A 12,499-nucleotide genomic window follows, 5' to 3' on the forward strand; every position below is an offset into this window, starting at 1 on the left:
AGCTGTTTCTAACCGGAGTTGGCGCTTGACACAAAATTGAACTAACTGGTACAAACATTCAGGTTAACGCTATGCTGGCACAGAAGTGTGGAGCTTCCCCGGCACGGTAAAAACAAACGGAGGGCTTTGGAGCCACAGGGTTTCCAAAGCGATGCGAACAAGGCGAAACGTCTGTTCGGACCCGAACGGGTTGGGAGGAAATATGTCTTACAGTCTCGATTTTTCGGCGGTCATAGACCGTCTGCCCGAGCTGCTTCTGGCCTGTCTTGCAACGATCGGCCTTGCAATCGCCGGCATGTCGCTTGCCACCGTCATCGGGGTTCTCGGCGTCGTGGCCCGCCGCTCGCGCTTCAAGCTGCTGCGCGGTCTGGTCATCGGATTCGTGGAAGCCATTCGCAACACGCCGTTTCTGGTGCAGATATTCTTCATCTTCTTCGCCCTGCCGCAAATCGGCATCAAGCTTAACCCCACGGTCACGGCAATCATTGCGCTTGCGTTGAACGGCGGCGCTTATGCCATTGAAATCATTCGCGGCGGCGTCGATTCCATTCCCAAGGGCCAGGTTGAGGCGGGATTGGCGCTTGGCCTGCACCGGGCGCAGATCTTCCGGCACATCATTCTGAAGCCGGCGCTTCGGGCGGTCTATCCGTCACTCACCAGCCAGTTCATCATGCTGACGCTGACCACTTCGGTCTGTACCTCGATTGCGGCTTACGAGCTGACCTCGGTGGCCCAGCAGATCGAAGCGGACACCTTCCGCTCCTTTGAGGTCTATTTCTCGATCACGCTGCTTTATCTGGTCATCTCCTCGCTGATGATGGGGGTATTTTCCCTCATCTCCCGCACATCGTTCAGCTATCCGGTCAAGTGAGGAAAAGACAATGGCATCCATCGGTTCCAACGAATTGTTCTTCCTGCTGCAGGGCCTGAAATGGACCCTTGCGCTGACCCTGATCGGCTTCATCGGCGGCGGCATTTTCGGCCTTTGCGTCGCGCTTGGCCGCGTTGCCGAAACCCCGGCGATCCAGCGCGCCAGCACCGGCTTCATCGCGATTTTCCAGGGCACACCGCTCCTGATGCAGCTTTTCGTCGTCTATTACGGCGTGGCGCTTGCGGGCCTGAATGTCGATGCCTGGATTGCGGTCGCCATCGCATTCACCCTGCATGCCAGCGCCTTTCTGGGTGAAATCTGGCGCGGTGGCATCCAGGCTGTGCCGAAGGGTCAGACCGAAGCCGCCAACGCGCTTGGCCTGCACTACGTGTCGCGTATGAAAGACGTGGTTCTGCCGCAGGCCTTCAAGATTTCGCTGCCCGCCACCATCGGTTTTCTGGTGCAGCTCATCAAGGGCACGTCGCTTGCCGCCATTGTCGGCTTCGTCGAACTGTCCCGCGCCGGCCAGATCGTCTCCAACCAGACGTTCCGTCCGCTGACGGTCTTTGCCATCGTCGGCATCATGTATTTCCTGATCTGCTGGCCGCTTTCCCTGTGGGGCGCCAGTGTAGAAAAGCGGATGCAAGCCGCTTCCCGCTAATACCCATCAACATGTCATCAAGCTTTGTAAGGAGGAGCAAAAGATGAAATCCAACGGTAAATTCTCACGTCGCACCCTGCTCGCGCTCGCCGCAGCAACGGTCGCCCTGCCCTTTATCGCACCGGTCGACGCCTTCGCCGGCACGGTGGATGAGGCCAAGGCCAAGGGCAAGGTCGTAATCGGCATTCAGGGCGACAATTCGCCCTGGGGCTTCGTCAATTCGAGCGGCGTTCAGGACGGCCTCGATGCCGATATCGGCAAGGCGTTTGCCGAATATCTCGGCGTCAAGGTGGAATTCGTACCGCTTGCCGTGGCAAACCGCATTCCGGCCCTTCTGACGGGCAAGGTCGACCTGCTGTTCGCAACCATGGGAATGACCGCCGAGCGCGCCAAGACCATCCAGTATTCCAAGCCCTATGCCGGTAACGTGCTTTCCGTCTACGGCCCCAAGGACAAGAAGATCGGTAACTATGACGATCTGACCGGCGTCTCCGTCGGCGTTCCGAAGTCCAGCGCCATGGACACGGCGATCACGGCAGGTGCAGGCTCCAAGGCCAAGATCCTGCGCTTTGACGATGATGCCGCCAACATTCAGGCGCTGATTTCCGGCCAGGTCGAGGTTGTCGGTGGCAACCAGTTTTATGGCGACCGCCTCAATCAGGCTGCCAACGGCAAATACGAGCCGAAGTTCGACCTGACGACGCTTTACAACGGCGCCGGCACCCGTCCGGGTGAAAAGGACTGGAACGAGACCGTCAACGCCTTCCTCGACAAGATCAAGTCGGATGGTCAGCTTGCCAAGATCTACGACAAGTGGATGAAGCGCGAAGTTCCCGCTTTCCCGGAAAGCCTGCCGGATATTCCTTTCACCGTGAAGTGAAGACCGGAAGAGGCTGGATTGGGAGGAGTAACCAATGGGAATCTTTAACAGACAGACGCGTTGGCGAACAGCCATCGCCGTCGGATTGGCAGCAGCTTTGCTGCCAATCCTCACACCCGCAGGCGCAGAAGCCAGAACACTTGAAGAAGCAAAGTCCAGCGGCAAGATCATCATCGGCATTCAGGGCGACAACGCGCCCTGGGGCTTCATAAATTCCTCTGGTGTTCAGGAAGGTTATGATGCGGATTTGGCCCGCGGGTTTGCGGACTATCTTGGACTGAAAGTGGAGTTCGTACCGCTTGCAGTCGCCAACCGCATCCCGTCGCTTCGCACCGGAAAGGTCGATGCCCTGTTCGCGTCGATGGGGATGACGCCGGAACGCGCGAAAAACGTACAATATGCGCAGCCTTACGCGCATAACGTCATGTCGGTCTATGCCACCAAGGACAAGAAGATCGCCAACTTCGACGATCTCACGGGAATGACCGTCGGCGCGCCGAAATCAAGTCCGATGGACACGGCTTTGACCGCAGGTGCCGGCACCAAGGCAAAAATTCTGCGTTTCGACGATGACGCCGCCACCATTCAGGCGATCCTGTCGGGCCAGATCGAGGCAATCGGCGGCAACCAGTTTTATGGTGACCGTCTCGCAGCGGCTGGCGGCAAGGATTACGAGGTGAAGTTCGACCTCGTGACCCTCTACAACAGCGCCGCCACGCGCCCCGGTGAAAAGGACTGGAACGAGGCACTCAACGCTTGGCTCGACAAAGCCAAGGCCAATGGCGAGCTCGCAAAAGTCTATGCCAAATGGATGAAGCGCCCGGTTCCGGACTTCCCGGCCTCGCTTCCTGACATTCCCTACACCGTTAACTAACGCTGCTTCGCAGCATGAAGGAAAGTTCCATGTCGCAATCCTCCGCCGCACAGGCTCCGCTGATCGCCCTTGAAGGGGTTGGAAAGTGGTATGGAGCCTTCCATGCGCTGAAAGGCGTCAACATGACGGTTCGCAAAGGCGAAAAAATCGTTCTTTGCGGCCCGTCCGGTTCAGGAAAATCCACCCTTATCCGCTGCATCAACCATCTGGAAGAAATCCAGGAGGGCAAGATCACGGTCGAGGGAACCACGCTTTCGGATTCGACCCGCGCCATCGATGCGGTTCGCCGTGAAGTGGGCATGGTGTTCCAGAGCTTCAATCTCTTCCCGCACAAGACCATCATGGAAAACTGCACCCTGGCGCCCATGCGGGTGAAGGGCCTGTCGAAAGCCGATGCGGAAGCGACCGCGCGCAAATATCTGGAGCGCGTGCGCATTCTCAATCAGGCCGACAAATATCCGGCGCAGCTTTCCGGCGGCCAGCAGCAACGCGCAGCTATTGCCCGTGCGCTCTGCATGGAGCCGAAAGCCATGCTGTTCGATGAGCCGACTTCGGCGCTTGATCCCGAAATGGTCAAGGAAGTGCTCGACACAATGATCGGTCTTGCCCGCGACGGCATGACGATGATCTGCGTGACCCATGAAATGGGCTTTGCCCGGCAGGTTGCCGACCGTGTGGTCTTCATGTCGGAAGGCGAAATCATCGAGGAAGGCCCGCCGGACGAGTTCTTCCGCGATCCCAAGCACCAGCGTACCCGCACATTCCTCGGCGAAATTCTCGCCCATCACTAAGGCTCACCCGGAGCCGACAGGCAGGCGGGGATGACCCCCGCCTCTCCCACCACGTTCGATGAGCGATGACCTGATCATGACAGACACCAAATCCTTCAAGGTCGGCCTGATTGGCGCCGACATCCAGCTTTCCAAATCTCCCGCGCTGCACATGCGCGAAGGGGCTGCCCACGGCCTCGATTATTCCTATGAGCTTGTCGATGTCGTGGCGCGCAAGCTGCCGGAAAGCGCGCTTCCCGATCTGCTCAATGAGCTGGAATCGCGCGGCTTTGCCGGCACCAACATTACCCATCCCTTCAAGCAGGCGGTCCTTCCGCACCTGCATGAATTGTCTGATGATGCCCGCATGCTCGGCGCGGTCAACACCGTCGTCTTCAAGGACGGACGTCGCATTGGGCACAATACAGACTGGTACGGATTTTACGAAAGCTTCATGCGCGGCCTGCCGGATGCGAAACGCGACCGGGCGCTGCTGGTCGGTGCTGGTGGTGCAGGCGTTGCGGTGGCCCATGCGGCGCTGAAACTCGGCATTACCCACCTCGATATCTGCGACCGCGATTTCAGCCGCGCCGAGCATCTGGCTGCCGAGCTCAACGCCCGTTTTGGCGAAGGCCACGCCTTTGCCGTGAAAGACCCGGCAGATTCCCTGCCCTTCGCGGATGGGTTGATCCACGCCACACCGATGGGCATGCCCGCCCATCCCGGCATGCCGGTCAAGGCCGACCTCCTTGAACAACGGCACTGGGTGGCCGATATCGTTTATATGCCGCTGGTGACCGAGCTTCTTGCGACGGCGGCCCAAAAAGGCTGTCGCACCCTGCCCGGCGGCGGCATGACGGTGTTTCAGGCTGTTGGCGCGTTTCGGCTGTTCTGCGGCCGTGAACCTGATGCCGAGCGCATGACGGCACATTTTACCGAAATTTGCACGAAAGAGGGTGTGGCGTGAGCCTTTTCACCATACTTAACGGACCGAACCTCAACCTGCTCGGCCAACGCCAGCCGGAAATCTACGGCTACGAGACGATGGCCGATGTGGAGGCCAATTGCCGCGCGATTGCCGAGGCGGCGGGCCACGAGGTATTCTTTGCCCAGAGTAACCGGGAATACGAGTTGATAGACTGGATCCATGCGGCGCGCGGCACATCGGCAGGGATCGTCATCAATCCCGGTGCCTTTACCCATACCTCGGTGGCGATCCTCGATGCACTCAATACCTTCGAGGCACCGGTGATCGAGGTTCACATTTCCAACATCCACAAACGGGAGATCTTCCGCCACCATTCCTATATCTCGACGCGCGCCGAAGGCGTGATCGCCGGTCTCGGCATCGAAGGTTACGGGGTGGCGCTCAGCCACCTCATCGGCCGTCTTTCCCGATCTTCGTGATATGGTCAGGGCTCAGCACATATCGCAACACCATGTCGCTGACGTGATGCGACAATGTTTGCTGACCCTTCTCGGTAAACAGCCCGTCGCCGAAGATGAAAGAGAAGGTTGCGACGTTCGAGACGTTGAAAAAGGACAGCGCGCTGATCTGCCAGTGCAGTTCCAGCGCATTGATGCCGTTGCGGAAAATGCCGCTCTTCTGGCCGCGCAGCAGCACGCTTTCCAGGGCATCGATGGCCGGCCGGTTGAGCTGGCGGATCGTTCCGGACGATTGCATGTGCCGGCCGTGATGAATGTTCTCGATCATCACCATGCGGATGAAAGCCGGGTTGCGGCGATGGTGATCGAAGGTGAACCGACAGAGCTTTTCGAGCGCCGCAACCGGCTCCAGACCGTCCAGCTCCAGATCGCTCTCGCCGCCACGCACCTTGGCATAGGCTTCTTCAAGAACGCGCTGGTAAAGCCCTTCCTTGTCGGTAAAATAATAATAGATCATCCGCTTGGACGTACGCGTGCGGGCGGCGATCTCGTCGATGCGCGCTCCCGACAGGCCGTTTTGCGAAAACTCCTCCATCGCAACGGAAAGAATGTCTCGGCGCACGCCTTCCGGATCGCGCTTCGCCTGCCGGGTTTCGCTGGTGCCGTTCGAAGTTGCGCTTTTTGTCATGATCCATCCATCAGCAGGGTATACGGCTTGCCGCCGCACCCCTATTATTAACCAATTAGTACATAACGCTGAAAAGGAACGCAATATGGCGAGCTATGACACAGGCAAACAGGGTGTGCCAATGCGTACTTCCATCGCCACCGTCTCCATCAGCGGCGAATTCCCGGAGAAACTGGCGGCCATTGCCAAGGCCGGCTTCACCGGCGTGGAGATTTTCGAGAACGATTTCCTGACCTACGACGCCTCGCCGCGCGAGGTGAAGGCCCTTGCGGCAGATCATGGGCTGGATATCACGCTTTTCCAGCCGTTCCGCGATTTCGAAGGCATGCCGGAACCGCACCGCGCCCGCGCCTTCGAGCGCGCAGGGCGTAAATTCGACATCATGGGCGAACTCGGGACCGATCTGATGCTGATCTGCTCGAATGTCTCGCCGGTGTCGCTGGGTGGCATAGACCGCGCCGCCGCCGATTTCCATGAGCTTGGCGAACTTGCGGCCAGGCATGGTGTTCGCGTGGGTTACGAGGCGCTGGCCTGGGGCCGGCACATCAGCGATCATCGCGATGCGTGGGAAGTGGTGCGCCGCGCCGATCACCCCAATGTCGGTATCATCCTCGACAGCTTCCACACGCTGTCGCGCAAGATCGATCCCAACTCCATCCGCTCCATTCCCGGCGACAAGATCTTCATCGTGCAATTGGCCGACGCACCGCTGATCGACATGGACCTGTTGTACTGGAGCCGCCATTTCCGCAACATGCCCGGCGAAGGCGATCTGCCGGTGGTGGATTTCATGCGCGCTGTCGCGGCAACCGGTTATAGCGGCCCGCTGTCGCTCGAAATCTTCAACGACCAGTTCCGCGGTGGCTCGGCGCGCCTTTTGGCTGAGGACGGCCATCGTTCGCTCATCAACCTCATGGATCAGGTGCGCCGTCTGGAGCCCGACATCCGCATCGAGGCGCCCGCCATGCCTGAGCGGGTGCAGACGGAAGGCGTGGAGTTTGTCGAGTTCACAACGGCACCGGAGGAAAAGGCCAATCTGGAAGCGCTGCTCGCCACACTCGGTTTTGATAAAACCGCGAGGCACCGCAATCGCGATGTCGACCTCTATACGCAGGGCGACATTCGCATCGTCATCAATACCGGCGGTACCGGTGAGAGTTTCGCCGGTGCATCCTACTCCATCCACGGCACCAATGCCTATGCGTTCGGCCTGAAGGTCGATGATGCGCAGGCAGCGCTTGCGCGTGCGGCAGCGCTGGGCGCGCCGACATTCGCCGAACCGCGCAAATCCGGCGAAGTCGCGGTTCCAGCCATTCAGGGCGTGGGCAATGGCGTCATCTATTTCCTCGACGGGTCCACGGCGCTCGCCTCCATCTGGGACAATGAATTCGCACCGGTAGATGCGACGGCACCGGCAGGCAATACCGGACTGACCCGCATCGACCATCTTGCGCAAACAACGCATTACGATGAAATGCTGACCTGGCTTCTGTTTTACACATCGCTGTTTTCAACGCGCCGCACGCCGATGGTGGATGTGGTCGATCCCGGCGGTCTGGTGCGCAGCCAGGCCATAGAAAGCGTGCCCTCCCCGCGTTTCCGCCTGACCATGAACGGCGCCGACAACCGAAAGACCTTCGCCGGCAAATTTCTGGCGGAAGGTTTCGGCACCAGCATCCAGCACATCGCGTTCGCCACGGACGATATCTTCGCCACCGCCAAGGCTCTGCATGCGCGCGGCTTTCACGCCCTGCCGATCTCGCGCAATTATTATGACGATCTGGAGGCCCGCTTCGGGCTGGAACCGGAATTCTCCGACGCACTCCGGGAAGCAAGCATCCTCTACGACCGGGACGACAACGGCGAATATTTCCAGATCTACAGCCGCACCTTCGGCGAAGGGTTCTTCTTCGAAATCGTCGAAAGGCGCGGTGCCTACGGCGGATATGGCGCGATGAACGCCCCCTTCCGCATCGCTGCGCAGCGGCGTCTTGCGCCACCGATCGGCATGCCGAAGGAATAGGCGCAGACACCAGTCCACCAGTCCACTGGTGCTCCAAAAATCCAAACAGGCCGCAGCCGGCAGGAATGCCGCTGCGGCCTGTCTTTATTTACGCCAGCGTCACTATCTCATAGTCCCGTGGAATGGCGGAGGTGGCAACAAACCACTTAGATGCGCGCGTGCGCTGCTGATGAAAATCGAAAGCAGCGCGGTCCACAAAAAGCTCTTCCACCCTCCAGATCAGGGGGTCTTCGGTCTGCGATACCTCAAAGGAAATACAGCCCGGCTCCGCTCTGGTCAGGCGAATGTGATCGGGGAGATGGCTTTCTACAAGTTGGACATCCTGCACCGATGCGCAACGCAGGAAGCCGGATAGCCTGACCGCACCCGTTCTATTCGTCATACCCGGTATCCTTTTTCAATGGTCTTCGTCCGGCCTGTATCACGGGCAGCGGCACCCGCAACCACTGAAATCGATACATCCTCAATACAGACTAAAAACATCCCTTAATCGGGGTCCGGCCCTTCGGCACACCCGCGCCCAAAATAAATGCACTTGCGTATTTGTAGAGCAGTATACAAAAATTGTTCAACACTCTGGACATGATTGTCCTGTTTTGTTAGCTTTTTTGTAAAACAAGGGGTGGGGAATACAAGTTCATGCGCATCATCGATTCTGAGACTGGCATCAGGCATTTTACCGGCACCGGTGAGGTCGCCCGTAGCGCTTCGACCAGGTCGCAATTTCCGTATCGACCGGCAGCAGCCAATCTACATCGCGCCTGAAACGCCATGCGCTTTCTTTTGACACTCCCATCCTCCGGCACAGCGTTTCATCCCGCGCGCCTGCCCCACGCCCTTGCCCCCTCACTATTTCAGATGGCCGCGCCGGCATTGCCGCGCATGCCAAGCCGGAGACGCTGATATGACTGCCGCAAACCGCAACGCCCTCCTCTCGGTTGAAAACCTGAGCGTTGAGTTCGGCGACAGCCGCGTCGTGGACGATATTTCCTTTGCCGTGGAAGCCGGCAGGACAGTGGCGATCGTCGGAGAATCCGGATCGGGCAAATCGGTCACGTCGCTCTCGACCATGCGTCTTGCGGATATAATGGGCGCGACTTACCCCGCCGGTCGCATCATGTTCGAAGGCAAGGATCTGCTGAAGGCATCGCAGAAGGAAATGCGGTCGATCCGCGGCAAGGAGATCGCCATGATCTTCCAGGAGCCGATGACGTCGCTGAACCCGGTCTTCACCATCGGTGACCAGATCTGCGAAGTGCTTGTCCTGCACGAGAAAATGGGCAAGGCGGCGGCCATGGCCGAGGCAAAAAAGTTGCTCGACATGGTGCGGTTGCCGGATGCGGCTGAGCTTCTGCACCGTTATCCGCATCAGCTTTCCGGCGGCATGCGCCAGCGCGTGATGATTGCCATGGCGCTTGCCTGTCGGCCGAAGCTGCTGATCGCCGACGAACCGACGACGGCACTTGATGTCACGATTCAGGCGCAGATCCTCAACATCATGCGCGACCTGCAAAAGAAGCTCGGCATGGGCATGGTCTTCATCACCCATGACATGGGCGTGGTGGCGGAAATGGCCGATGACGTCGTCGTCATGTGGAAGGGCAGGAAGGTTGAGGAAGGCCCGGTCAAGGACATCTTCGCCAATCCGCAGCATCCCTATACGCGGGCGCTGCTTTCCGCCGTTCCGCGCCTCGGCAGCATGACCGGCGAAGAGTTTCCCAAGCGCCTTCCGCTCACCGTCCTGCAGGATGGCCAGCCGGTCGTGGTGGGCGAGGAACGGGTGCAGAACACCGCAAAATACGACGAGAAGCCGCTGCTTTCGGTTCGCGACCTGTTCGTTCGCTTCGATATTCGCAAGAACCTGTTCGGCAAGGCGACGCACCGTTGCAGCGCCGTGCAGAAGGTCAGCTTCGACATCCACGCCGGAGAGACGCTGGCGCTGGTCGGTGAATCCGGTTCGGGCAAATCCACCATCGGCCGCACAATCCAGCAGCTGCAATCGGCGGTATCAGGCGAAATATCCTTCAACGGCCGCAGCTATTCTGAGATGTCGGCAGCGGAACGTTTCCGCATGCGGCAGGAAGTGCAATATATCTTCCAGGACCCCTTCGCCTCGCTCGATCCGCGCAAGACGGTAGGCTTCTCGATCGCCGAACCGATCAACACCCACGGCCTGATCAACGATGCCAAGGCGGTGCGCCGCCGGGTGGATGAACTGCTGGAACGGGTGGGTCTGAGTTCGGAACATGCATCGCGGTATCCGCACGAGTTTTCGGGCGGCCAGCGGCAGCGTGTCTGCATTGCCCGCGCGCTCGCCTCCGATCCCAAACTCATCATCGCCGACGAAGCGCTGTCGGCGCTCGATGTCTCCATCCAGGCGCAGATCATCAATCTGTTCATGGATTTGCAGGCGGAACGTGGTCTTGCTTACCTGTTCATCAGCCATGACATGGCGGTGGTGGAAAAGATGAGCCACCGCGTCGCGGTGCTTTATCTCGGCCAGATCATGGAAATGGGCAGCCGCCAGCAGGTCTTCGAAACGCCCACGCATGATTATACGCGCCGGCTGCTTTCCGCAGTGCCGGTTGCCGATCCCCTGATCGAGCGCCGCATCGCCATGATCGAGGGCGAAATTCCCAATCCCGTGCGCCGCGTCGGCGATGAGCCCGCCATTCTCGCCCATGAGGAAATCAATCCAGGCCACTTCATCGCGAAGAGTGCCTGAACAATAACCAAAACCGTAACCATCTGAAGAGGAACAGGTAGATGACAAAAATCAAAAAGGGGATGACGGCAACGTTCGTCGCGCTTGCGCTGGCCGGCACGGCCTTCACCGCAGCGCCGGCTTTCGCCGCTGGCAAGATGACCATTTCCAGCCCGCAGGACCCCGGCAGCTGGGATCCGATCGACACCTTCCTGGTGCAATGGGCAGCTGTCGCCACCAACATCTTCGATGGCCTGACCTATCGCGGTCCGGACCTGAAACTCGTGCCCGGCCTTGCCGAATCCTGGGAAGAGCTTGATGAAGGCAAGCGCATCCGCTTCAAGCTGCGCCAGAACGTCAAGTTCCATAATGGCGAGCCCTTCAACGCCGCCGCCGTCAAGTTCACCTTCGAGCGCCTTCTCGGCGAACAGGGTGCCAAGGGCCCGCAGCGCTCCAACTATGTCGCCATCGAAAGCGTCGACGTCATCGACGACTACACCGTCGACATGAAGCTCAAGGCGCCCGATCCGGTGCTTCTGACCAAGCTTGCCGGTTATGGCGGCATGATCGTTCCGCCGAAATACATTCAGGAAAAGGGTGAGGACAACTTTAACCTCAACCCGGTCGGCACCGGCGCGTTCAAATTCGTCTCCTATGCGCCGAAGACCAACATCAAGCTGGAAGCCAACCCGGATTACTGGGGCGGCGCACCGAAGCTCTCCGAACTGGAATTCCGCTTCATCGCCGAGCCGGCGACCGCAGTTGCCGAATTGCAGGCCGGCCGCGTCGATCTCGTCATTCCGCCCACCATCCCGATCGGCATGATCCCGGTCATCGAAGGCGATTCCAAGCTGGAGATCGTCAGCGTTCCAGGCCCGACGGTGGATGCGCTGCGTTTCAACACTCGTGACGGCATCACCGCTGATCCCAAGGTGCGCAAGGCCATCATCATGGCCGTTGATCGCGGCACGATCGTCAAGTCGATCCTTGCCGGTCAGGCCTCGGAAATCGCCAGCTTCCAGAGCGCGCTGTCCTTCGGTTACGACGCCGATCTGAAGCCGCTGCCTTATGATCTGGAAGGCGCAAAGAAGCTGCTCGCGGAAGCCGGCGTCAAGCCGGGTGCGGCGCTGCAGATCGATATCAGAGGCAACGATGCGACGATGAACGAAGTCGCGCAGGTCATCTCCAGCTATCTGTCCATGGTCGGCATCACCGCCACCATCAAGCCCTATGAGACCAACGTGCTCCTGAACGACATCATCCCGCAGGGCAAGACCGGCGCGATGTTCCAGCAGAAGTGGGGCGGCTGGACCTTCGATTACGACAACACGGCCTATTCCATGTACCACTCGGGTGAAAAGTGGAATCCTTACGACAAGGACGAGAAGCTGGACAAGCTGCTGGAATCGCAGCGCCCACTGACTGACCGAGCCGAGCGCGAAAAGATCCTCAAGCAAGTCGGCGCCTATGCCGCCGAGCGCGCGCTGGAAATTCCGCTTTACAACACCAATGCCATTTACGGCATCAACAAGCGGGTCAAGGGTTTCGTGGCACCGCCGGATAACCGCCTGAAGCTGACAGACGTCACCGTCGAATAATCAGGCTTATCCTCCCTAAAAGCGCCTTGCCCGCCATCCCGCGG

The 12,499-nt window shown here is 59.3% G+C and carries 12 protein-coding genes; 10 read left to right on the top strand and 2 right to left on the bottom strand.

Annotation, left to right across the window (positions count from 1 at the left end; genetic code table 11):
- Nucleotides 1-202 precede the first annotated feature (202 nt).
- Genes T18_RS13805 through aroQ form a run of 7 tightly spaced genes read left to right on the top strand, consistent with a single transcriptional unit; the run spans nucleotide 203 to nucleotide 5,463 of the window.
- Nucleotides 203-871: an amino acid ABC transporter permease gene (locus tag T18_RS13805; protein ID WP_004431026.1), complete on the top strand. Its 669-nt coding sequence runs from the start codon at nucleotides 203-205 to the stop codon at nucleotides 869-871.
- Between the two features lie 10 nt (nucleotides 872-881).
- Nucleotides 882-1,532: an amino acid ABC transporter permease gene (locus T18_RS13810; RefSeq protein WP_004431025.1), complete on the top strand. Its 651-nt coding sequence runs from the start codon at nucleotides 882-884 to the stop codon at nucleotides 1,530-1,532.
- A gap of 43 nt (nucleotides 1,533-1,575) precedes the next feature.
- The gene (locus tag T18_RS13815; protein WP_004431022.1) at nucleotides 1,576-2,412 is read left to right on the top strand and encodes a transporter substrate-binding domain-containing protein; all 837 of its coding nucleotides are present in this window, start codon (nucleotides 1,576-1,578) and stop codon (nucleotides 2,410-2,412) included.
- A 34-nt stretch (nucleotides 2,413-2,446) separates the two neighbouring features.
- Complete coding sequence (locus T18_RS13820) at nucleotides 2,447-3,286, top strand: transporter substrate-binding domain-containing protein (protein ID WP_004431020.1); 840 nt, start codon at nucleotides 2,447-2,449, stop codon at nucleotides 3,284-3,286.
- 29 nt (nucleotides 3,287-3,315) lie between these two features.
- The gene (locus T18_RS13825) at nucleotides 3,316-4,077 is read left to right on the top strand and encodes an amino acid ABC transporter ATP-binding protein (protein ID WP_004431018.1); all 762 of its coding nucleotides are present in this window, start codon (nucleotides 3,316-3,318) and stop codon (nucleotides 4,075-4,077) included.
- Nucleotides 4,078-4,135: 58 nt separating this feature from the next.
- Entirely contained in the window at nucleotides 4,136-5,023 is an 888-nt protein-coding gene (locus tag T18_RS13830; RefSeq protein WP_013762364.1) for a shikimate dehydrogenase, read from the top strand.
- Nucleotides 5,020-5,463 (top strand): type II 3-dehydroquinate dehydratase, encoded by a 444-nt coding sequence (gene aroQ / locus T18_RS13835; protein WP_038495075.1) that lies wholly within the window; start codon nucleotides 5,020-5,022, stop codon nucleotides 5,461-5,463. Before T18_RS13830 ends, aroQ begins: the two co-directional genes overlap by 4 nt.
- On the opposite strand, the gene T18_RS13840 is transcribed toward aroQ, so the two are convergent.
- Complete coding sequence (locus T18_RS13840) at nucleotides 5,435-6,130, bottom strand: TetR/AcrR family transcriptional regulator (RefSeq protein ID WP_004431011.1); 696 nt, start codon at nucleotides 6,128-6,130, stop codon at nucleotides 5,435-5,437. The genes aroQ and T18_RS13840 overlap by 29 nt on opposite strands.
- A gap of 121 nt (nucleotides 6,131-6,251) precedes the next feature.
- On the opposite strand from T18_RS13840, the gene T18_RS13845 reads away from it, so the two are divergent.
- Nucleotides 6,252-8,153 carry a bifunctional sugar phosphate isomerase/epimerase/4-hydroxyphenylpyruvate dioxygenase family protein gene (locus tag T18_RS13845; RefSeq protein WP_026331045.1) on the top strand — a complete coding sequence of 634 codons (1,902 nt, stop codon included), beginning with the start codon at nucleotides 6,252-6,254 and terminating at the stop codon, nucleotides 8,151-8,153.
- An 88-nt stretch (nucleotides 8,154-8,241) separates the two neighbouring features.
- Here T18_RS13845 and T18_RS13850 read toward each other — a convergent pair whose 3' ends face one another.
- On the bottom strand, nucleotides 8,242-8,535 hold the full coding sequence (locus T18_RS13850) for a putative quinol monooxygenase (RefSeq protein WP_013762362.1): 294 nt from the start codon (nucleotides 8,533-8,535) through the stop codon (nucleotides 8,242-8,244).
- Between the two features lie 522 nt (nucleotides 8,536-9,057).
- On the opposite strand from T18_RS13850, the gene T18_RS13855 reads away from it, so the two are divergent.
- Nucleotides 9,058-10,878, top strand: a complete 1,821-nt coding sequence (locus T18_RS13855) for an ABC transporter ATP-binding protein (RefSeq protein ID WP_038495072.1) — start codon at nucleotides 9,058-9,060, stop codon at nucleotides 10,876-10,878.
- A gap of 41 nt (nucleotides 10,879-10,919) precedes the next feature.
- Complete coding sequence (locus T18_RS13860; RefSeq protein WP_038495069.1) at nucleotides 10,920-12,455, top strand: ABC transporter substrate-binding protein; 1,536 nt, start codon at nucleotides 10,920-10,922, stop codon at nucleotides 12,453-12,455.
- The last annotated feature ends 44 nt before the right edge of the window (nucleotides 12,456-12,499 follow it).

The organism is Rhizobium sp. TBD182, from assembly GCF_001950375.1.
GTDB classification, from domain to species: domain Bacteria; phylum Pseudomonadota; class Alphaproteobacteria; order Rhizobiales; family Rhizobiaceae; genus Agrobacterium; species Agrobacterium tumefaciens.